Source organism: Streptomonospora nanhaiensis (assembly GCF_026642255.1).
GTDB lineage: Bacteria > Actinomycetota > Actinomycetes > Streptosporangiales > Streptosporangiaceae > Nocardiopsis > Nocardiopsis tropica.
This window is the reverse complement of the sequence record NZ_CP113264.1, coordinates 1,600,971-1,620,006: the sequence shown is the minus strand read 5'-3', so window position 1 is coordinate 1,620,006 and position 19,036 is coordinate 1,600,971. Positions and strand designations below refer to the sequence as shown.

The following is a 19,036-nucleotide window of genomic DNA, read 5'->3' as shown; positions in this document are numbered from 1 at the left end:
CGACAGTACCGGCCCGTGGGGACAGGGCGGGCTCCGTCCACAGGCGGGATCGGCCGGGCCCTCCGGGGCCCGGCCGATCGGCCCGGCGGGCGTCAGGCGAGGCCGCGGGCGAGCCCCTCCAGGGCGTCCAGCGACTGGGCCAGCCCTTCCTCCATGCCGGAGCTGACCATGCCGTCGCGGTCCTCGACCGTCTGGAACACGGAGATCGCCCGGTAGAGGGTGCGGCCGTCCTTCTCCTCCAGCATGTGGGTGTCCATCGCCACGTGGCCCGGCATCCCCTCGAACTCGAAGGTCTGCACGATGCGCTCGGGGGCGACCACGTCGTGGAAGACCCCGTGGAAGGCGTACTCCTCGCCGTCGGCGGCCTTCTCGACGAACCGCCAGGTGCCGCCGGGCCGCACCTCGGCCCGGTCGACGACCGTGTCGGTCTCGTCCAGCCCCCACCACCGGGCCAGGTGCTCCGGCTCGGTCATGGCCCTGAACACCACGTCCCTGGGCGCGTCGAAGGTGCGGGTGATGACGATGTCCTGGCGACCGGGCTCGACGGTCACGGTGAGGTCACTCATGGGTCTTCTCTCCCTCGGTGCTGCGGTCTCCGGTTCCCCGCGCGTCCTGGATGCGGCGGATCTCCTCGTCCAGCCGGTCGAAGCGCTCCTCCCACTGGTCGTGGTACCGCCCGATCCACACCGACGCCTGCTCCAGAGACGCGGGCTCCAGCCGACAGGGACGCCACTGCGCGTCGCGGCCGCGGCTGATCAGGCCGGCCCGCTCCAGGACCTTCAGGTGTCTGGACACCGCCTGGAGGCTGATGGGGAACGGCTCCGCCAGGTCGTTGACGGTCGCCTCGCCCTCCGCGAGCCTCGCCAGCAGCGCCCGGCGGGTCGGATCCGCCAGCGCCGCGAATGTGAGGCTCAGGGGGTCGCTCGCCATCTGCGCATTCAACTTTCTCGTTGATCAACCGTTATGTTGATTATGACCGACGCCACACCCCGGGTCAAGGGGCGGGAGAGCTCTCAGAGGGCCGCCGGGCGACAGGAACCCGCCCCGGAGGATGCCTCGAGGGGGCGGGGGCCTCCCCCGGCAGACATGACGAAGGCGCCCCCGCGAGCGCGGTCAGGATCGCCCCGGAGAACACGGGACACAAGCAGCCCGTACGGGAAACGACCGCGACGGACGGGTGGCATCACCGTCGACAGGTGCGGTACCGCCGCCCAGTCGATCACCGCGACCCCAGCCACAGGGGGTGCCTCGGGGGGCCCGGCAGACATGACGAAGACGACCCCACGAGGAGGCCGAAGGCCTCCGAGCAGGGTCGTCCCAGAGTCGCGTGGAGCTATGGGGATTCGAACCCCAGACCTCCTCCATGCCATGGAGGCGCGCTACCAACTGCGCCATAGCCCCGTGTGCCGTGCGGCAACGGTTCGATTCTATCGGACGCGGAAGGGTGGGGTGAACATGCGGGGTGTCGGGCGGCCCACACGGCGCGTCACGGGAGCCCGCCCGGCCTCCGGCCGCCCGAAGCGCCCCGGGAAGCTGGGCGTGCGGGAGGGGCGGACTCCGCGTTCCGGGCATCATGGCACCATGAGCGACGAACGGAACCCGGTGGAGGTCCTGACCCGGTGGGAGGACCACGGCGCCGTGTGGCGCGTGGTGGACCGCTCCGCCTCGCGGGTGACGGTGGCCCTGTGCAGGTGCGACGGGGGCGAGGAGGTGGACCGCCTGGTCTCCGACGATCCGGACCTCCTCGCCTTCGTCGACGAACGGGTCAGGACTCCGCGATCTCCCTGATGTCGGAGACCGCCTCGGACGGCCCCGGGACGGCGGGCGGGCGGGGCGCGTCCGCGGGCGGGGCGGTCACCACCGCGCCTCGCCCGCCCCCAGGGCCCCCGCCGGCCGCGGCGCCGCGAGGACCACGCCCTCCACCTCCAGCGGCATTCGGAGCCGACGGGCCGGCCCCCACGACGTGTCCTCGACACCCGGGGCGAGGTCGCCGTCGCCCTCCGGATCGAGCGGGCCGGGGTCGCCCGTACCCCGGCGCCCGGCGAGGAGGAGGGCCGTACGAGCCAGGGACAGCCGGGCGAGGGAGCCCTGACCGGTGTCGACCCGCCGCCTCAGCCCCTCCAGGGCGGCGTAGGCCATCAGGCACCCGGTCCCGTGGTCCAGCGCCTGGACCGGCAGCGGCTTCGGAGCGTCCAGCCCTCCTTCGCGCATGGCGGCGTCGGCGATGCCGGTGCTCATCTGCACCAGGCTGTCGAAGCCGCGCCTCGTCCTCCAGGGACCGGTCCAGCCGTAGGCGTCGAGGCCGACCTCGACCAGTCCCGGGCGCACCCCGCGACGGACGTCCGCGCCGAGGCCCAACCGGTCGAGGGCGCCGGGTCGGTAGCCGTGCACGAGGACGTCGCACCGCCCCAGCAGTTCCAGCAGGCGCCCGCGCGGGCCCGCTTCGCGCAGGTCGAGCCGGGCGGACCTCTTGCCGAGCATGACCTCGGGGACCAGTCCGGGCTCGTCCCACCAGGGCGGGTCCACGCGCAGGACGTCGGCCCCGAGCAGCGCCAGGAACCTCGTCGCCACGGGGCCCGCCAGGACCCGGGTGAGGTCGAGGACGCGCACTCCCTCCAGCGGGCGCGCCCCGCCCGCGAGGGCCGGCGCCGTCTCGGACCTGTCGCCGTCCTCCCAGGCGATGAGCGGTTCGCAGGCCACGCTCCGGCCCTGCTCACCGGAGGCCCACGCGGCCGTCGATCGCATCACGGCCGCACAGCCCCCGGCCCCGACGAGACGGGACTCCAGCTCGACCCCGTCCCACTCGGCGACGGCCCGCCGCACCCGGTCCCGCCCGCCGGGGACGCCGAGGACCCGCAGGGCCGCCGCACGGTGGGCGGCGGCGTTGGTGTGGAGCCTGATCCACCCGTCGGAGGTCCGGTAGTCGCCCGCGACGTCGTCCCACGGGGAGGGGGGCCGCCATCCCGTGGGGCGGAGGGACCACGCGAACCACATCGAGGCCAGGCGCCGGTCGACGCGGACGTCCCGGCGGCGCCCGTCGCCCGCCGAGGCCAGGTCGGCGGCGGCGACACCGGCCGCGCCGACGGAAGCGGCGGCGAACTCCGTGACGGGAAAGACCGAGGGGAGTCCGCCCGTTCCCGTGAACGTCAGTCCCGCGCGCGGGGGACACCGGCCCGAATCCAGGATGTCCGTCGCCATGGCCCGGGCGGCGTCGTCCGCGACGTCGTGTCCACCGTCCATCGACCGCCCCTCTCTCCGGAAGGCTCACCACCGTACGGGAGGGGCTCCGGGGGCCGTGCCGGGCCCCGCCACGTCGGCGGAACCGTGGCCGGATGCGCGGTGGGGGGACGAGGTGCGTCGAGCAGGAACGTCTGCGGCGAACGCGGGATGCGGGGTCGCCCACAGCACATGCGCCGACGGGAGGCCCGCGGTCGGCGGCCCAGCGCCCCGGGGGCGCATCGGGCGGCGCGGGGCCGTCCGGGCGGAACGCCTTCGCCAAGCGGCCGGGCATCCCCGTCGACAGGCCCGGCACCGCCGCCCCGCCGATCAGCGCGGCCCCAACCACAGGGGGGGTGCCTCGGGGGGATCGGGGGGTCTCCAGACATGACGAAGACGACCCTGCGAGGAGGCCGAAGGCCTCCGAGCAGGGTCGTCCCAGAGTCGCGTGGAGCTATGGGGATTCGAACCCCAGACCTCCTCCATGCCATGGAGGCGCGCTACCAACTGCGCCATAGCCCCTGGTGTGCCGGGCGGTTTCCCCGCTCGGCGATAGAAGTACTGTACCGGAGGTCCGGGGCAGGTCGGGACGCCGGGGCGGGCGGGCGGCCGGTGGATAGCCGTGTGCGGGGCCGAATACCCTGGGGTCGTGGCCGAATCAAAGCTTGAGATCCAGATGCTCCACGACCGCCTCCTCGTACGGACGGTCGTGGACCGGAGCGAGCGGCGCAGCAGTGCCGGTCTGGTCATCCCGGACACGGTGAAGCTGGCGACCAGGCTCGCGTGGGGTGAGGTCGTCGGCGCCGGGACCGGCGCCCGGCACGTGAAGACCGGGGACCGCGTGCTCTTCGACCCGGAGGAGCAGGGCGAGGTCGAGCTGAACGGCGAGCGCTACGTGATCCTGCGCGAGCGCGACGTGCACGCCGTCGCCAACGAGGCCCCGGAGCGGGGCACCGGCCTGTACCTCTGACCCGTCCTCCCGTCCCCGCGCCGGCGCCGAGGGCCCGGCCCGCGGGGAGCGCTGGGGCCGCCCGAACGGCGGGCGTCAGCCGCGCCCGCCGTTCGCGGCCGGGTTCGCGGCCACCTTCTCCAGGGAGAGCACGCAGAGGTTGAGCGCCTCGTACGCGGAGACCTCCCCGGTGTTGACGTAGGACCACCCGGAGTAGAGCCCCGCCCACAGGAACTGCTGCATCCAGCTCGCGGAGATCGCGGGGTCGATGCTGCCGTCGGCGTGCCCGCGTTCGATGAGGGCGGTGAGCGCGAGGTCGGCCTCCCCGCACTCCTCCTCGGAACCCTCGGTGAGATCCTCCTCCTGCCCGAACGCCAGCATGATCACCTTCTGGAGCGCGAAGTACTCCGGCACGAGGCGCAGGAAGGCCTCCAGACCGGTCCCCTCGGTGGTGCGCGCCCTCTGCATGGCCTCGGTGATCAGCTCGTCGGCGTACTCCCCCAGGGCGCTCGTCAGGTCGGCGCGTTCGGGGAAGTAGCGCTGGAGGGTGCTGCGGGCGACCCCCGCGGCTCTGGCGACCTGCGACAGGGGGGCCGCGGAGTTCTCGCCGAGGACCTGGACGGCCGCTTCGAGGATCGCGCGCCGGGTGCGCGCGCGTGTCCTCGTCTCTTCCTCTGAGGGAGCGCTGTTCACCATGCCAACATCCTAGGCTTGTCGGTACTTGGTTGACAATAATCGGTCACATATGACCTAATTTAGAGCATGACTGAACGATCTACGGTATTAACCGACTCCTCGCCGGGGACGCAAGAGCCCCGCTTCGCCCAGCTCCGGGTGCTGTGGTCGTTCGTGCACCCGCACCGGCGGAAGCTCGCCCTCGGACTGGTGCTCGCGCTGCTCGGGTCGGCGCTCGAACTCGCCAACCCGATGGTGATCAAGCTCGTCCTGGACACCGTCGCCGACGCGGGCAGCCTCGTGGTGCCCATCTCGCTCCTGCTCGGGCTGTTCGCCCTGGGCATCGGGTTCGGCCTGTGGCACTGGATCCTCCTCGGCACCGTCGCCGAGAAGGTCGTCCTCGACGCCCGCACCTCCCTGGTGCGCCGCTACTTCCGGGCCGCCCTCATCCCGATGTCCCGGCGCCCTTCGGGCGAACTCGTCACACGGGCCACCTCCGACACGGTGCTCCTGCGCGAGGCCGCCTCCAGCAGCATCATCAGCCTCGTCAACGGCGGTGTCCTGCTGGTCGGGACCCTGGTGATGATGGGGGTGCTCGACCTGGTCCTGCTCGCCGTCACGTTCACCGCCGTGCTCGTCGTCACGATCCTGTTCCTCACCCTGATGCCCGCCATCGCCAAGGCCCAGGAGAAGGCGCAGAACTCGCTGGGACTCATGGGCGGCGTCCTGGACGGCGCCCTGCGCGCCGTGCGCACGGTCAAGGTGAGCCGCGCCGAGGACCGGCTCGGCGGCCAGATCCTGGAGCACGCACGGCAGGCCGCGCACCACGGGGTGCGGTCGGTGAGGCGCGAGGCCGTGGCCTGGACGATCGCCTACGGCGGCATCCAGATCTCGATCATCGCCATCCTGGGGGTGGGCGCCCTGCGGGTGACCTCCGGCGCGATGGAGGTGTCCTCCCTCATCGCGTTCCTGCTCTACGCGTTCACGCTGATGAACCCGGTCATGGAGCTCTCCCAGAGCGTCACCACCCTCCAGTCCGGCGTGGCCGCGGCCAGGCGCATCCGCGAGGTCGAGGCCATCCCCCTCGAGCCGTCCTCCGACGGACCCGACGTCCCGCTCGCCGACCCCGACGGCGCCGGGGACGCGCTGCTGGAGCTGCGCGGGGTCACCGCCCGGTACGCCCCCGGAGCCGAGGCCGCGCTGGACCGGGTCGACCTGAGCATCCCCCGGCGGGGGCACACCGCCATCGTCGGACCGTCGGGCGCGGGCAAGACCACCGTGTTCTCGCTGCTGCTGCGCTTCCTCGAACCGGTGGAGGGGGAGCTCGCGCTGGCCGGGACGCCCTACCCGTCGCTCACCCCCAGGCAGGTGCGCGGCCACTTCGCGTACGTCGAGCAGGACACCCCGGTGATCCCCGGGACCGTCCGCGAGAACCTGCTGTTCAGCAGGCCCGACGCCTCGGAGGAGGACGTGCGCCGGGTCCTGGACGAGGTCGGGTTGGCGGACAAGGTCGACGCCCTGGAGGAGGGCCTGGACACCCAGCTCGACGCCACGTCGTTCTCGGGCGGGCAGCGGCAGCGCATCGCCCTGGCACGCGCCCTGCTGTGCTCCCCGGACGTGCTGCTGCTGGACGAGGCCACCTCGCAGGTGGACGCGATCACGGAGGCGGCGATCACGGAGAGCCTGCGCCGCCACGCCGACCGGAAGGCCGTGGTCACCATCGCCCACCGGCTGTCGACGGTGATCCACGCCGACAGCATCGTCCTGATGGAGGACGGCCGTGTCCGCTCCCGGGGCACGCACCGCGAGCTGCTGGACCGGGACCCCCTCTACCGGGAGCTGGTCGCCGCGCTGCACATCTCCGAGGCGGGGGACGGCGGAGTCCTGGACGAGGGGCTCCCGGTCGGCTCGTCCTGAGCCGCGCGGCCGGTCCCGCCACGGGGACCGGGCGGAGCTCCGGCCGGGCGGCGGCGCCGCTCGGGTTCGGCGCGGCGCGGTGAACACCGGGCGCCCGGGTGACGTGCGTCACCCGGGCGCCCGGTAGCATCCTCCGTGAGCCGGACGGCGCGAACGGTTCGACCGCCCGGGGCCGCGGGCCCTTCCCCCACGGCCCGGGCCTCCCTGTCCGTCCCGTGCGCCGACCGCGGCGCGCGCACCGGGCGCCCCCGGCGCCAGCGAGGGAACGATGAGCCACTTCGCCCAGTACCAGGACGGCGTCTACGCCGACGCGACCAACGGCGACCTGCCGCGCCTGCCCTACCACCACGAGGCCCTGCGCGACCTGGCCGAGAAGGCCATGGAGCCGGGGCCCTTCGGCTACGTGGAGGGGAGCGCCGGCCGGGAGCGCACCGCCGACGCCAACGTGGCGGCGTTCGCCCGGTACGCGCTCCGCCCGCGCAGCCTGCGGCCGGGCGCGGAGAACGCCGGGGACCTGGGCGTCACCCTGTTCGGGGAGCGCTACCCGACCCCGCTGCTCACCGCCCCGGTCGGGGTCCTGGAGCAGGTCCACGGGGAGGCGGAACTGGCCGTGGCCAGGGGCGCGAACGCCCTGGGCGTGCCGATGGTCCTGTCCACGGCCGCGTCCACGCCCATGGAGGAGGTCGCGGAGGCGGCCGACACGTGGTGGTACCAGCTGTACTGGCCCGGCGACGACGCGCTCGCGGAGTCGTTCGTGCGACGGGCGACCGCGGCGGGCGCGAAGGCGATCGTGGTCACCGCCGACACCAAGAGGCTGGGGTGGAGGCCGCGCGACCTGGCCCTGGGCCACCTGCCGTTCCTGCGCAGCCAGGGCATGGCGAACTACTTCAGCGACCCTGAGTTCCGCTCCCGGCTCAAGGCCGACCCGGAGCCCGGCGGGGTGTTCACGGAAGCGGTGTTCCACTTCCTCGGGGCGTTCGCGAGCAGGTCCTTGAGCACGGACAACATCGCGCGCATCCGCGACTGGACCGACCTGCCGGTCCTGGTCAAGGGCGTCGTCCGCGGCGACGAGGCGATCGAGCTGGTGGAGGCGGGCGTGGACGGCCTCGTGGTGAGCAACCACGGGGGCCGCCAGGTCGACAACGCGGTGGCGGCCCTGGACGCCCTGCCCGAGGTGGTGGAGGCGGTCGGCGACCGGGCCGCGGTGCTGTTCGACTCGGGGGTGCGCTCGGGCGCGGACGTGGCCGTGGCGATGGCGCTGGGCGCCCGGGCGGTGCTGCTGGGACGCCCCTGGGTCTACGGCCTGGCCGTGGACGGGGCGGCGGGGGTCGAGCACGTGCTGCGCGCGGTCCTGGCCGAGTTGCAGATCACGGCCGAGCTGATGGGCAGGGACGCCGCCGACCTGGACCGCGACGACGTCACCCGCCGGTGAGTCCCGGCCCCGGACGGGCGGTGCGGGTCCGGGAGGGGCGCCGAAGGAGTGGTGCGGAGGGCACGTCCCGGCTCCGGCCGACCGCGGCGGCGCCGTGGCGGTCGGCCTCCCGCCCCTCCCCCGGAGGGCCTGGCGGCGGGAGGGGACCGGGGTCCTGGACTGCTCCCCGGGCCACTCCCCGCCGCCGTCAGCCCTTCACTGCCCCCGAGGTCAGGCCCGCCACGATCCGGCGCTGCAGGACCAGGGCGAACAGGATGAGCGGTACCGAGACCAGCACCGACGCCGCCATGATCTGGCCGATCGGATTCTCGTAGCCGACCCGCTCGAACGTTCCCACGAACACCGGCACGGTCTGGACGTTCAGGTCGCGCGGCGCGAAGGAGAAGGCCAGCAGGAACTCGTTCGTGGAGTACACGAACGTCAGGATGGCGGCAGCGCCCACGCCCGGCGCCGCCAGCGGCGCCACCACGCGCAGGAACGCCTGGAACGGGGTGGCCCCGTCCACCTTCGCCGACTCCTCGATCTCCCGGGGGATGCCCGCGAAGAAGGTGGCGAGGATGAAGATCGCCAGCGGCAGGGTCAGCGCCACGTACGGGATGATCATGCCCGCGTAGGAGTTGAGCAGGTTGATCCCGGTCCACTGGTTGAGCTTCAGGTACACCTGGTACAGCGGGTTGACCAGTGCCACAGGCGGGAACAGCGTGGCCACCAGGGTGGCCGCCAGCAGCGCGAACTTGCCCGCCATGGGCAGGCGCGCCAGCGCGTAGCCGGCGAGGGACGCGACCGGGATGCAGATCGCCGTGGTCACCGCCGCCACGATGAGCGAGTTTCGCAGGGCGAACTGGAACCCGAGGTCGAAGACCTGCTCGTAGTTGGACAGGCTGAACGGCCCCTGGAAGATGTTCGGGTCCGTGAGCGCCACCGACCCCGACCGGAGGCTGGTCATCCCCATCCACAGGAACGGGAACAGGCACCAGCCCAGCACCAGGAGCAGGCCCAGCAGCTTGAGCGCGTTGACCACCGCCGGGTGCGTCCTGCGGCGCGGCCGGTGGACCGGCCCGCTCGGCTTCACCGTCTCGGCCGTCATCACTTCTCCTTCCGCGCCACGTCGCCGACCATGTGGCGGCCCATGCGGCTGATGAAGGCCAGGCCGACGATCATGACGATGACGAACGTGACGGTGGACAGGGCGTTGGCGTAGCCCAGCTCCGGTTCGGCGACCAGGAAGCGCTGGGCGTACACGGACAGGGTGGCGAGCGAGTTCGAGTACCCGGCGAACACGTACGCGAAGTCGAACATGCGCAGCGCGTCCACCGTGCGGAACAGCAGGGCCACGACGATCGCCGGCCTCAGCAGGGGCAGGGTGATGAACCAGAACCGCTGGACCACGGTGGCGCCGTCGACCCTGGCCGCCTCGTAGTAGTCCTTCGGGATGGTCTGCAGCCCGGCCAGGAGCAGCAGGGCGACGAACGGAGCGGTCTTCCACACGTCGGCGCTGATGATGCCGACCATGGACCACGCGGGGTCGCGCAGCCAGTTGACGTCCGTGCCCAGGACCGAGTTCACGAAGCCCGGGTTGTGGTCGAACATGTACCGCCACACCTGGGCGGCGACGGCCGTCGGGATCACCCACGGCACGAGGATGACCGCGCGGGTCAGGCCGCGGCCGACGAACGCCTGGTGCATGATCAGCGCGAACGCCATACCGACGACGAACTCCAACGACACCGAGGCGACGGTGAAGACCAGGGTGTTCCCGACCGCGTTGAAGAACCCCGCGTCGGTCAGGACCCGCGCGTAGTTGTCGAACCCGGTGAACTCCTGGTGGAATCCGCGGATGCTGTAGAGGCTCATCCCGATCGCGTAGAACACCGGGAAGAGGGCGATGACGGCCATGAACGCGAACGACGGGGCGAGGAAGATCCTGCCCATCGCCCGCTCGCCCAGGCCGCGGCGCGTACTGACGCTCTGGGTCTTCGCCATCGGACCTACTCTTGCTCTAGGGCTTCGTCGGCCGACCGGTCCACGGCCTCCAGGGCCGCGGCCGGGTCCTCCTGCCCCAGGTAGGCGGCGTGCAGGTTCTCCTGCATGACCAGCGACATCGAGTTGTATCCCGGCACCGGCGGACGCGCGTGCGCGTCGCCGAGGATCTCGCCGAGCACCTCCAGGTGGGGGTCCTCCGTGTCCTCGTAGGCGCTCTGCATGGTCGGCGGCAGGCTGTTGGTGGCCAGGATGTCCTGGGCCTCGGGATCGGTGGCCGCCCACAGGACGAACTCGCGGGCCAGGTCCTTGTTCTCGCTCAGGGTGCTGACCGCGTTGTTGAGCCCGCCGAGCGCGCTGGTCGTGCCCTCGCCCGTGAAGGTGGGCAGCGGCGCCACGGCGAAGTCGTCGGCGACCGCGCTCTCCTCGCCTCCCTCGCCCTCCAGGAGCGGGATGGCGTAGGGCCAGTTGCGCATGTACACGGCCTCGCCGGCCTGGAAGAGGGCGCGTGCGTCGTCCTCGACCATGGAGTCGAACCCCTCGGCGTAGAAGCCGCTGTCGTAGGCCTCGGTCATGAAGTCCAGCGCCGTGGTGGCGGCGTCGCCCTCCAGGAAGGTGCTCTGCGACTGGGCGTCGTCGAACAGCTCCCCTCCCGCGGACCAGTACAGCTCGAGGAAGTTGACGACGAGCCCCTCGTACTGGTCGCCCTGGCCGACGTAGCCGGAGATGCCGGCCTCCTCGGCGGCCTCGGTGCCGGTCTCGTACAGCTCCTCCCACGTGGCGGGGGGCTCGTCGACGAGGTCGGTGCGGTAGTAGAGGAACGCTCCGTTGGAGGAGTACGGGAGCGCGTACAGCTCCTGCTGCCACTGCGCGCTGTCGACGGCGCCGTCCAGGCTGACGCCGTCGACCTCGGATCTCAGGTCCTCCAGGCTCTCGATGTACCCGTAGTCGGCGAACTCGCCGGTCCAGATGACGTCGAGGCCGAGGACGTCGAACTCCCCGGCCTGGCTCTGGAGGTCCTGGAACATGGCCTGCCGCTGTTCGTCCGCGGTCGGCGCCAGGAAGAAGATGTCGACCTGCCGGTCGGGGTTCCTCTCGTTCCAGAGGCGGGCGACCTCCTCGTGGACCTGCCGGTCGGCGCCGGTGACCGCCCACACGAACTGCGGGTCCTCGGCGAGTCCCGCGCTCTCCCCCTCCTCTTCCGACCCCTCCCCCGGAGGCGTTCCGCACGCGGTGGCCAGTGTCAGGCCGAGTGCGGCCAGGCCCGCCGCACCGGTGCGCACCGCGTACCTCTTGTGGCGTGAAAGCTCTGACATGACTCTCTCCTTCCGCGCCGGGCGGTGGCCGGGCGCGCGCCGTCGAGTGTGTCCTGGGTCATCCCCCCGGGGTCGTGCGAAAACGATGCCACCGCCATGTGATCCAGTCAACACAAAACTTATCCGGATCTGCCTGCTACAGGGGGAATGGCGTTCCTCGTGTCGGCAGACTCGTTGAAAACGTTGCCATGACACGGGCCACACTCTTAACGTAGGCAGCATGTCCAGCCAACCCGCGAGCATGCGGGACGTCGCCCACCGGGCGGGCGTCTCGCTCTCGACGGTCTCCCGTGTCCTGCGCGGCGCCCCCGGTGTCGCCCCCGACGTGCGCCTGCGCGTCCAGCGCGCCGCGGACGAACTCTCCTACGTGGTCTCTCGGAACGCTTCGGGCCTGGTCACCGGCCGCACGGGCCGGGTCGCGGTGGTCGTCCCCTTCCTCCAGCCGTGGTTCTTCGGGGTGGTCCTGTCGGGGGTCAGCGACGCGCTGCGCGAGGCGGACCTCGACATGCTCGTGTACCAGGTCGGCGAGACCCGGGCCCGCGAGGGCTGGACGCGCGCGCTCCCCCTCCGGCGCAACTCCGACGCCGTCGTCACGGTGTCGATGGACCTGTCCGAGGACGAGTGCCACCGCCTGGACGACGTCGGGGTGCCCGTGGTGCTCGTGGGCCAGTGCGTCCCGGGACGGGCAAGCGTGTACATCGACGACCGCGCGGGCGCCGCCGGAGCCACCCGGCACCTGCTCAACCTGGGGCACACCCGTATCGCCTACATCGGGGCCCGGCGGGAGGAGTGGTCCAGCACCAGCTCCCGGCACCGGCTCGAGGGGTACGGGGCGGCGATGGCCACGGCGGGCCTGGCGCCCTGGAGCGTCGGCAAGGCGACCGGCCACGCGGGGGGCGAGCTCGCCATGGGAGAGCTCCTGTCCGACCAGGACCCGCCCACGGCGGTGCTCGCCGAGTTCGACGACATCGCGATGGGCGCGCACCGGATCCTGCGGCGCTCGGGGGTCCGCGTGCCCGGCTCCATCTCCCTCATGGGGTTCGACAACCACGACGCCGCCGCCGTCCTGGACCTGACGACCGTGGACCAGGCCCCCTACGACACCGGCCTGGCCGCCGGACGGCTCACCGTGGGCATCCTCGACGGGAAGGCCCGGACCGACACGCACGTGGAGATGCCCACCCAGATCATCCTCCGGCAGTCCACCGCGGCCCCCCGGGGCGCGCGCGGGCTGTCCACCTGACCCCGGTCCCCGGGGGCGGGGCAACGGCGTGAGCGCGCCGGGGCGGGGCGCCCGCACGGCCCGCCGACGACCCGCACGACGGCCCGAACACCCGATCAGCGAAGGGGAACCATGCAGCAGTGGTGGCGCGACGCGGTCCTTTACCAGATCTACCCGCGCAGTTTCGCGGACTCCGACGGGGACGGGGTCGGTGACCTCCCCGGCATCACCGCCCGGCTCGGTCACATCGCCGACCTGGGCGCGGACGGGATCTGGCTGTCGCCGTTCTACGCCTCCCCGTGGGCGGACGGCGGGTACGACGTGTCCGACTTCCGGGCCGTGGACCCGCGGCTGGGCACCCTGGAGGACTTCGACGCGATGGTGGCGGCCGCGCACGGACTCGGCCTGCGCGTGATGGTCGACATCGTGCCCAACCACACCTCCGAGGAGCACCCGTGGTTCCGGGACGCCCTGGCCGCCGGCCCCGGCTCGTCCGAGCGCGACCTGTACGTCTTCCGCGACGGCAGGGGCGAGGACGGCGGGCTCCCCCCGACCAACTGGCGGTCGACGTTCGGCGGACCGGCGTGGACGCGCGTGGAGGACGGCCAGTGGTACCTGCACCTGTTCGCGCGCGAGCAGCCCGACCTGAACTGGGACGAGCCGAGGGTGCGCGAGGAGTTCCGGGGCATCCTGCGGTTCTGGAGCGGTCGCGGGGTGGACGGGTTCCGCATCGACGTCGCCTACGCACTGGTCAAGGACCTGCGCGAGCCGCTGCGCGACCTGGTCCTGGTGGACGGCGGCCGGTTCGAGGACATCGCGGCCAACCCCGACCACCCGCTCCTCGACCGGCCCGGGGTCCACGAGGTGTACCGGGACTGGCGCCGCGTGCTGGCGGAGTTCGACCCGCCCCGGGCCACGGTGGGCGAGGTGTGGCTGCCCGGCGACCGGCGGCGGCTGTACACCCGGCCGGACGAGCTCGACCAGGCGTTCAACTTCGACTTCCTGAGGACGGAGTGGGACGCCGACTCCTACCGCCGCGTGATCGACGCGTCGATCGCGGACGCCGCGCACGTCGGCACGGCGCCCACGTGGGTGGTGGGCAACCACGACGTCGTGCGCCCGGTGTCGGTGCTGGGACTGCCCCGCGGGACCGACCAGGGGACGTGGCTGCTCTCGGACGGGCGCGACCCCGAGCCCGACCTGGAGCTGGGGACCCGGCGGGCCCGGGCGCTCGCACTGCTGGAGCTGGCGCTGCCCGGGTCCGCGTACGTCTACCAGGGCGAGGAGCTGGGCCTGCCCGAGGCGGCCGGCCTGCCCGCCGAAGCCCTGGAGGATCCCCGCTGGGAGCGCAGCGGCCGCACCGACAAGGGGCGCGACGGGTGCCGGGTACCGCTGCCGTGGACCCCGGACGGCCCCTCGTACGGGTTCGGTGCGGGCGGCTCCTGGCTCCCCCAGCCCGAGGGCTGGGGACGGTGGTCCGTGGAGGCCGAGTCCGGGGACCCCGGTTCGGTGCTCAACCTGTACCGGAGGGCTCTGGCGCACCGCCCGGACTTCTGCGCGGACCGGACCCTGGTCTGGGACGACACGCTGAACCTGGGCCCGGTGCTGGCCTTCTGGAGGGGGCCCGGGGTACTGGTCCTGGTCAACACGGGCCGGGAGCCCGTGGAGCTGCCGCCCGGCGAGGTGCTGGTGGCCAGCACGGAACTGGACGGGCGGCTTCCCGGGGACGCCGCGGTCTGGCTGCGCCGGGTCTGAGGGGCGGGCGCCCGCGGAACCCGCCCCCGGCCGGTGCGGGCGCCGCACGCGGCGGCCCCCGTCAGAGGACCGTCTCACGCCCGTCCACGACCCCGAAGCCGCCGGTGGTGAAGGGCGCGGGGCGCAGGGTGAGCGAGAGGAGCCCGGCGGGCGTGGCGGCGCTCCCCTCGACGGTGAAGCCGAGCGGCTCCGTCCTCTCGTCGAACAGCCGCTTGCCGTCTCCCACGACCGTCGGGAAGACCAGCAGGCGGAACACGTCGACCAGCCCGGCCGCGTGGAGGGCCCGGGCGAGCCGCCAGCTGCCGTGGACCTGGATCTCGCCGCCCGGGCGCTCCTTGAGCGCCCGCACGCTCCCGAGGACGTCCTCGGCGATGAGCGTGGTGTCGCCCCAGTCCGCGCCCGTCCGGCCCGCGGTGGTCGAGACCAGGTACTTGGGACGGCTGTTGAGCGCCGTGGCCACCCGGTCCCCGGGGTCGGTGACCTCCCGCCAGTAGTCGCGCATCATGGCGTAGGTGGAGCGGCCGAACAGCAGCGCCTCCCCCGCGGCGAACCACCCGTCCACGATCCGGCCCATGTCCTCGTCGGCGTGGGGGACCAGCCAGCCTCCCCTGGTGAAGCCGCCGCTGGTGTCCTCGTCCGGCGCACCCGGCCCCTGCATCACGCCGTCGAGGCTGAGCAAGGTGTTGACGCTGAGTTCCATGGTCTCTCCTGTCCCGCCGACCGGCCCCCGTTCCCGTCTCCATCATGACGCCGTTCCGCCGGTCAGGGCCCCGACATGCCGAAGGGGACGACACGGAGGCCGCCCCCGGCGCCTCGAGCGGGGGCCCGCCGGCGCCTGGAGACCCCTGCCCCGGGGGCCTCACCGCGCCCGGGACGGGCCGTCCTCCACCGCGGCCGTGCAGCGGGCGGCCTGGTCGCGGAAGGCGTCGACAAGTCCGCCCGGGCCGCTGACCAGGGTGAAGTCCAATCCCACCGACGTGATCATCCAGACCAGGTCGGAGGGGGATTCCGAGCCCACGTGGAACAGGCAGCTGTGCTCGTCGACGGCCTCCAGGACACCCATGCCCGGCCACACGCGGTCGGCGGCGACCTCGGAGGAGGCGTGCAGCCTGACGACGGCGCGGAAGGGCCAGGTCTCCGAGGACAGCTGACGGGCGAGGTAGGCGGCCGCGTCGCCGTGGGGAGGCTCGCGGGGGACGAACCGGGGGCCCGTGGGGGTCCGGGGGGTGAGCCGGTCCACGCGGAAGCTTCGCCAGTCCTGCCTGTCGGTGTCGAAGGCGACCAGGTACCAGCGCCGGCCGAAGCTGACCAGGTTGTGCGGTTCGACCGTCCGGACCGTCGGACCCCCGCGCGGACTCGTGTAGCCGAAGCGCAGGAGCTCCCTGCGCCGGCAGGCCTCGGCGACGGCCATCAGCGTCTCGTGTGACACGGTCGGCCCAGGTTCCGCCCCGGCCCGCAGGGTGGCGCCGTGCAGGGTGTCGACCCGGCTGCGCAGACGCGGGGGCAGGACCTGTTCGAGCTTGGCGAGCGCGCGCAGCGAGGCCTCCTCGCCGCCGCTGACGGAGCCGTCGGCGGCGGTGCGCAGGCCCACCACCACGGCGACGGCCTCCTCGTCGTCGAGCAGCAGCGGCGGCATCGCGGCGCCGGCCCCCAGCCGGTACCCGGCGGTGCCCCTGGTCGCGTGCACCGGGTAGCCGAGCCCCCGCAGGCGGTCCACGTCGCGGCGGATCGTGCGCGCGGTGACGCCGAGCCGCTCCGCCAGCTCGGCGCCGGACCGCTCGCGGTGGGCCTGCAACAGCGAGAGCAGCGCGAGCAGGCGCGTCGAGGTTTCTGCCATGGATCCGATTCTCCCCTCCGGTTGGGAACGGATCCGACCTAACCGGTTCCTAGGCTTCCACCCATGACGAACACGGAGCAGGACCAGCAGGAGATCCGGCCCTTCCGCATGGAGGTTCCGCAGGAGCAGCTGACCGACCTCGCGGAGAGGCTGGGCAACACACGGTGGCCGGACGAGGTCCCGGGGGTGGGCTGGGACCGCGGCGTCCCGGTGGGATACCTGAGGGAGCTGGCCGAGTACTGGCGTTCGGCCTACGACTGGCGGGCCTGCGAGGCGGAGCTCAACGCCCACCCCCAGTTCACCACCGTCGTCGACGGGCAGAACCTCCACTTCCTGCACGTGCGCTCGCCGGAGCCCGGCGCCACGCCGCTGCTCATGCTGCACGGCTGGCCCGGGGCGGTCACCGACTTCCTGGACGTCATCGGTCCGCTCACCGACCCGCGCGCCCACGGGGGCGATCCGGCGGAGGCGTTCCACCTGGTCGTCCCGTCCCTGCCGGGGTTCGGCCCCTCCACGCCGCTGGCCGGTCCCGGGATGGGGGCGGCCAGGATGGCCGGGGTCATGGTCGGTCTGATGTCGCGGCTCGGCTACGAGCGCTACGGCGTCCATGGCTACGACACGGGCTCGTGGGTCGCCCCCGAGGTGGGGAGGCAGGCGCCGGAGCGGGTCCTCGGGGTGCACCTCAACGCCATGATCACGTTCCCCGTCGCGGAGGGCGACACCGAGGGCCTGACGGGGGTGGAGGAGGAGCGGTGGAAGTCGATGCAGGACTACAACGACGGCTACCTCCAGTGCAACGCGAAGCGCCCCCAGACGGTGGCCTACGGGCTCAACGACTCGCCCGTGGGTCAGCTCGCCTGGATGGTGGAGAAGTTCAAGGAGCTCAGCGAGCCGGAGGAGGCCCTGCCCGAGGCCGCCCTCGACCGCGACCGGATGCTCACGTGCGTGTCGCTCTACTGGCTGACCGGCACGGCGGGCTCGTCCGCGCAGATCTACTACGAGGAGATGTCCGCGAGCTCCTGGGGTGAGGACTCCGCGAGCGGATGGGACAGCGGGGAGACGGCGGACGGGGGGGCGGACGGGGGGGCGGACGGGGGCTGGGAGGCCGGCGGCTGGGCCCCCGAGCGGGGGACGGTGCCGACGGGGGTGCTGGTCTCCGCGCAGGACGTGACCGTGCGGCGCTGGGCGGAGCGGGACCACCACGTGGTGCGGTGGACCGAGCTCGGCCGGGGCGGCCACTTCCTGTCCATGGAGGAGCCGGAGCTCCTGGTCGAGGACGTCCGCGCGTTCTTCCGGGCGCTGCCCTGACCCCGGTCCCCCCGGGGCCGCTTCCCGCGGCCCCGAGGGGACCCGCCACGGCCGGACGGGCGTCACCGCCGACAGGTGCGGTACCGCCGCCCCGCCGATCACCGCGACCCCAACCCCAGGGGGGGTGCCTCGGGGGGTTCGGGGGGTCTCCCCCCGGCAAACACGAAGGACGACCCGGCGAGCGCGGTCACGCGCGAGCAGGATCGTCCTCAGTCCGTGGAGCTATGGGGATTCGAACCCCAGACCTCCTCCATGCCATGGAGGCGCGCTACCAACTGCGCCATAGCCCCGTGTGGGAGTCGGGGGGCTTTCGCCCTCACGACTCCCAGAACCATAGCGGAATCCGGCGAGAACGTCGAAACGGTTTCAGGCGTCGTCGCTGAGGACCACGGGTTCGGGCAGGCTCGCCGCGTTGTGCTCCATGAGCCGCCACTGCCCCCGGCGCTCCTGGAGCACCGACCAGGAGCAGTTGCTGAGGGGGCCCAGGATCTCGCGCTGCTCGTCGGGGATGCCGAGCATGCGGGCGATCCCGATGCGTACGGCCGCACCGTGGCTGACCACCACGAGCAGTCCCCCGGCCGGGGTTCTGGCCAGTCCCCGGTCGACGGCCGCCCGCATGCGGTCGCCGACCTCGGAGATGGGCTCCCCGTCCGGGATGGCCATCCGAGCGTGCTCGGACGGCCAGCGCGCGGACAGCTCCGCCCCCGTCCGCCCCTCCCAGGACCCCCCGAACCGCTCGCGCAGTCCCTTGTCGAACTCGATGGGCACCCCTGTGGCGCGGCTGAGGTACCCGGCCGTGTCGGCGGCCCTCTTCAGGTCGGAGGCGACGATGACGTCGGGGCCGAGCGAGGCGAGCAGGCCGCCCGCCCGCCGGGCCTGGGCGTGGCCGACCTGGTCGAGTTCGATGTCGGTCTGACCCTGGAAGCGGTTCTCCACGTTCCAGGCCGTGCGTCCGTGCCGCCAGAACAGCACGCGAGGGGTGTCGCTCACAGGGTGTTTCTCTCCGCTCGGGGTGGGTCCGAAAGGGTTACTGCTCGTCGAGGGCGGTGCGCTCGGCTCCGCGCGCCCCTTCGGGGAGCTCGATCTCGGGGCAGTCCTTCCACAGCCGTTCGAGGCCGTAGTAGCCGCGCTCCTCCTCGTGCTGGACGTGCACGACGATGTCGGCGTAGTCCAGGAGCACCCAGCGGCCGTCCCGCTCGCCCTCGCGCCGGAGCGGCTTGACGCCGCCCTTCAGGCGGAGCTGGTCCTCGACCTCGTCGACGATCGAGCGCACCTGGCGGTCGTTGGGGGCCGAGCAGAGCACGAACGCCTCGGTGATGACCAGCTGCTCGCTGACGTCGTAGGCGATGATCTCCTGGGCGAGCTTGTCGGAGGCGGCCTCGGCCGCCACCCTGACGAGCTCAAGAGCCCTGTCGGTGGCTGTCACGTT

The 19,036-nt window shown here is 72.9% G+C and carries 18 protein-coding genes and 3 tRNA genes; 7 read left to right on the top strand and 14 right to left on the bottom strand.

Annotation, left to right across the window (positions count from 1 at the left end):
• Nucleotides 1–92: 92 nt before the first annotated feature.
• The 3 genes from OUQ99_RS07170 to OUQ99_RS07160 all read right to left on the bottom strand — a co-directional run bounded on the left by OUQ99_RS07170 (nucleotide 93) and on the right by OUQ99_RS07160 (nucleotide 1,401).
• On the bottom strand, nucleotides 93–566 hold the full coding sequence (locus tag OUQ99_RS07170; protein ID WP_267948643.1) for an SRPBCC family protein: 474 nt from the start codon (nucleotides 564–566) through the stop codon (nucleotides 93–95).
• Nucleotides 559–930, bottom strand: coding sequence for an ArsR/SmtB family transcription factor (locus tag OUQ99_RS07165; protein ID WP_267948642.1), 372 nt, complete (start codon nucleotides 928–930; stop codon nucleotides 559–561). Before OUQ99_RS07165 ends, OUQ99_RS07170 begins: the two co-directional genes overlap by 8 nt.
• A gap of 398 nt (nucleotides 931–1,328) precedes the next feature.
• Nucleotides 1,329–1,401, bottom strand: a tRNA-Ala gene (locus OUQ99_RS07160).
• 180 nt (nucleotides 1,402–1,581) lie between these two features.
• Here OUQ99_RS07160 and OUQ99_RS07155 point away from each other — a divergent pair.
• Complete coding sequence (locus OUQ99_RS07155) at nucleotides 1,582–1,788, top strand: hypothetical protein (RefSeq protein WP_267948641.1); 207 nt, start codon at nucleotides 1,582–1,584, stop codon at nucleotides 1,786–1,788.
• A 66-nt stretch (nucleotides 1,789–1,854) separates the two neighbouring features.
• Here the strand turns inward: OUQ99_RS07155 and OUQ99_RS07150 are convergent, their stop codons facing one another.
• Nucleotides 1,855–3,240, bottom strand: coding sequence for a CoA transferase (locus OUQ99_RS07150; RefSeq protein ID WP_267948640.1), 1,386 nt, complete (start codon nucleotides 3,238–3,240; stop codon nucleotides 1,855–1,857).
• 425 nt (nucleotides 3,241–3,665) lie between these two features.
• Nucleotides 3,666–3,738 (bottom strand) — tRNA-Ala (locus tag OUQ99_RS07145).
• A 154-nt stretch (nucleotides 3,739–3,892) separates the two neighbouring features.
• Here OUQ99_RS07145 and OUQ99_RS07140 point away from each other — a divergent pair.
• On the top strand, nucleotides 3,893–4,186 hold the full coding sequence (locus OUQ99_RS07140) for a GroES family chaperonin (protein WP_267950283.1): 294 nt from the start codon (nucleotides 3,893–3,895) through the stop codon (nucleotides 4,184–4,186).
• A 75-nt stretch (nucleotides 4,187–4,261) separates the two neighbouring features.
• On the opposite strand, the gene OUQ99_RS07135 is transcribed toward OUQ99_RS07140, so the two are convergent.
• Nucleotides 4,262–4,861 (bottom strand): TetR/AcrR family transcriptional regulator, encoded by a 600-nt coding sequence (locus OUQ99_RS07135; protein ID WP_267948639.1) that lies wholly within the window; start codon nucleotides 4,859–4,861, stop codon nucleotides 4,262–4,264.
• A gap of 138 nt (nucleotides 4,862–4,999) precedes the next feature.
• Here OUQ99_RS07135 and OUQ99_RS07130 point away from each other — a divergent pair, with 138 nt between their 5' ends.
• Together OUQ99_RS07130 and OUQ99_RS07125 are read left to right on the top strand one after the other, a co-directional pair.
• Nucleotides 5,000–6,757 carry an ABC transporter ATP-binding protein gene (locus tag OUQ99_RS07130; RefSeq protein WP_267950282.1) on the top strand — a complete coding sequence of 586 codons (1,758 nt, stop codon included), beginning with the start codon at nucleotides 5,000–5,002 and terminating at the stop codon, nucleotides 6,755–6,757.
• 268 nt (nucleotides 6,758–7,025) lie between these two features.
• Nucleotides 7,026–8,189, top strand: a complete 1,164-nt coding sequence (locus OUQ99_RS07125) for an alpha-hydroxy-acid oxidizing protein (RefSeq protein ID WP_267948638.1) — start codon at nucleotides 7,026–7,028, stop codon at nucleotides 8,187–8,189.
• Between the two features lie 187 nt (nucleotides 8,190–8,376).
• On the opposite strand, the gene OUQ99_RS07120 is transcribed toward OUQ99_RS07125, so the two are convergent.
• From OUQ99_RS07120 to OUQ99_RS07110, 3 genes are read right to left on the bottom strand one after another with little or no spacing between them, the layout of a single operon-like run.
• On the bottom strand, nucleotides 8,377–9,276 hold the full coding sequence (locus OUQ99_RS07120) for a carbohydrate ABC transporter permease (protein ID WP_267948637.1): 900 nt from the start codon (nucleotides 9,274–9,276) through the stop codon (nucleotides 8,377–8,379).
• Nucleotides 9,276–10,121, bottom strand: coding sequence for a carbohydrate ABC transporter permease (locus OUQ99_RS07115; RefSeq protein WP_267950281.1), 846 nt, complete (start codon nucleotides 10,119–10,121; stop codon nucleotides 9,276–9,278). The genes OUQ99_RS07120 and OUQ99_RS07115 overlap by 1 nt, the downstream gene beginning before the upstream one ends.
• A gap of 56 nt (nucleotides 10,122–10,177) precedes the next feature.
• Nucleotides 10,178–11,485, bottom strand: a complete 1,308-nt coding sequence (locus tag OUQ99_RS07110) for an ABC transporter substrate-binding protein (protein ID WP_267948636.1) — start codon at nucleotides 11,483–11,485, stop codon at nucleotides 10,178–10,180.
• 220 nt (nucleotides 11,486–11,705) lie between these two features.
• On the opposite strand from OUQ99_RS07110, the gene OUQ99_RS07105 reads away from it, so the two are divergent.
• Nucleotides 11,706–12,728: a LacI family DNA-binding transcriptional regulator gene (locus OUQ99_RS07105; RefSeq protein ID WP_267948635.1), complete on the top strand. Its 1,023-nt coding sequence runs from the start codon at nucleotides 11,706–11,708 to the stop codon at nucleotides 12,726–12,728.
• Nucleotides 12,729–12,839: 111 nt separating this feature from the next.
• Nucleotides 12,840–14,462, top strand: a complete 1,623-nt coding sequence (locus OUQ99_RS07100) for a glycoside hydrolase family 13 protein (protein WP_267948634.1) — start codon at nucleotides 12,840–12,842, stop codon at nucleotides 14,460–14,462.
• A 61-nt stretch (nucleotides 14,463–14,523) separates the two neighbouring features.
• On the opposite strand, the gene OUQ99_RS07095 is transcribed toward OUQ99_RS07100, so the two are convergent.
• Both OUQ99_RS07095 and OUQ99_RS07090 read right to left on the bottom strand, forming a co-directional pair.
• Nucleotides 14,524–15,162 (bottom strand): dihydrofolate reductase family protein, encoded by a 639-nt coding sequence (locus OUQ99_RS07095; RefSeq protein WP_267948633.1) that lies wholly within the window; start codon nucleotides 15,160–15,162, stop codon nucleotides 14,524–14,526.
• A gap of 159 nt (nucleotides 15,163–15,321) precedes the next feature.
• The gene (locus tag OUQ99_RS07090) at nucleotides 15,322–16,299 is read right to left on the bottom strand and encodes a helix-turn-helix transcriptional regulator (protein ID WP_267948632.1); all 978 of its coding nucleotides are present in this window, start codon (nucleotides 16,297–16,299) and stop codon (nucleotides 15,322–15,324) included.
• A 63-nt stretch (nucleotides 16,300–16,362) separates the two neighbouring features.
• Here OUQ99_RS07090 and OUQ99_RS07085 point away from each other — a divergent pair, with 63 nt between their 5' ends.
• Nucleotides 16,363–17,607, top strand: coding sequence for an epoxide hydrolase family protein (locus OUQ99_RS07085; protein WP_267948631.1), 1,245 nt, complete (start codon nucleotides 16,363–16,365; stop codon nucleotides 17,605–17,607).
• Nucleotides 17,608–17,824: 217 nt separating this feature from the next.
• On the opposite strand, the gene OUQ99_RS07080 is transcribed toward OUQ99_RS07085, so the two are convergent.
• The 3 genes from OUQ99_RS07080 to rsfS all read right to left on the bottom strand — a co-directional run bounded on the left by OUQ99_RS07080 (nucleotide 17,825) and on the right by rsfS (nucleotide 19,033).
• Nucleotides 17,825–17,897 (bottom strand) — tRNA-Ala (locus OUQ99_RS07080).
• Between the two features lie 76 nt (nucleotides 17,898–17,973).
• A complete protein-coding gene (locus OUQ99_RS07075) occupies nucleotides 17,974–18,597 on the bottom strand; it encodes a histidine phosphatase family protein (RefSeq protein WP_267948630.1) in 624 nt (207 codons plus the stop codon).
• A gap of 37 nt (nucleotides 18,598–18,634) precedes the next feature.
• Nucleotides 18,635–19,033, bottom strand: a complete 399-nt coding sequence (gene rsfS / locus OUQ99_RS07070) for a ribosome silencing factor (protein WP_267948629.1) — start codon at nucleotides 19,031–19,033, stop codon at nucleotides 18,635–18,637.
• Nucleotides 19,034–19,036 lie beyond the last annotated feature (3 nt).

Excerpts from the sequence above, each read along its gene's own strand:
- OUQ99_RS07170 (WP_267948643.1), bottom strand. The coding sequence starts at position 566 with ATGAGTGACCTCACCGTGACCGTCGAGCCCGGTCGCCAGGACATCGTC.
- OUQ99_RS07165 (WP_267948642.1), bottom strand. The coding sequence starts at position 930 with ATGGCGAGCGACCCCCTGAGCCTCACATTCGCGGCGCTGGCGGATCCG.
- OUQ99_RS07155 (WP_267948641.1), top strand. The coding sequence starts at position 1,582 with ATGAGCGACGAACGGAACCCGGTGGAGGTCCTGACCCGGTGGGAGGAC.
- OUQ99_RS07150 (WP_267948640.1), bottom strand. The coding sequence starts at position 3,240 with ATGGACGGTGGACACGACGTCGCGGACGACGCCGCCCGGGCCATGGCG.
- OUQ99_RS07140 (WP_267950283.1), top strand. The coding sequence starts at position 3,893 with ATGCTCCACGACCGCCTCCTCGTACGGACGGTCGTGGACCGGAGCGAG.
- OUQ99_RS07135 (WP_267948639.1), bottom strand. The coding sequence starts at position 4,861 with ATGGTGAACAGCGCTCCCTCAGAGGAAGAGACGAGGACACGCGCGCGC.
- OUQ99_RS07125 (WP_267948638.1), top strand. The coding sequence starts at position 7,026 with ATGAGCCACTTCGCCCAGTACCAGGACGGCGTCTACGCCGACGCGACC.
- OUQ99_RS07120 (WP_267948637.1), bottom strand. The coding sequence starts at position 9,276 with ATGACGGCCGAGACGGTGAAGCCGAGCGGGCCGGTCCACCGGCCGCGC.
- OUQ99_RS07115 (WP_267950281.1), bottom strand. The coding sequence starts at position 10,121 with ATGGGCAGGATCTTCCTCGCCCCGTCGTTCGCGTTCATGGCCGTCATC.
- OUQ99_RS07110 (WP_267948636.1), bottom strand. The coding sequence starts at position 11,485 with ATGTCAGAGCTTTCACGCCACAAGAGGTACGCGGTGCGCACCGGTGCG.
- OUQ99_RS07105 (WP_267948635.1), top strand. The coding sequence starts at position 11,706 with ATGTCCAGCCAACCCGCGAGCATGCGGGACGTCGCCCACCGGGCGGGC.
- OUQ99_RS07100 (WP_267948634.1), top strand. The coding sequence starts at position 12,840 with ATGCAGCAGTGGTGGCGCGACGCGGTCCTTTACCAGATCTACCCGCGC.
- OUQ99_RS07095 (WP_267948633.1), bottom strand. The coding sequence starts at position 15,162 with ATGGAACTCAGCGTCAACACCTTGCTCAGCCTCGACGGCGTGATGCAG.
- OUQ99_RS07090 (WP_267948632.1), bottom strand. The coding sequence starts at position 16,299 with ATGGCAGAAACCTCGACGCGCCTGCTCGCGCTGCTCTCGCTGTTGCAG.
- OUQ99_RS07085 (WP_267948631.1), top strand. The coding sequence starts at position 16,363 with ATGACGAACACGGAGCAGGACCAGCAGGAGATCCGGCCCTTCCGCATG.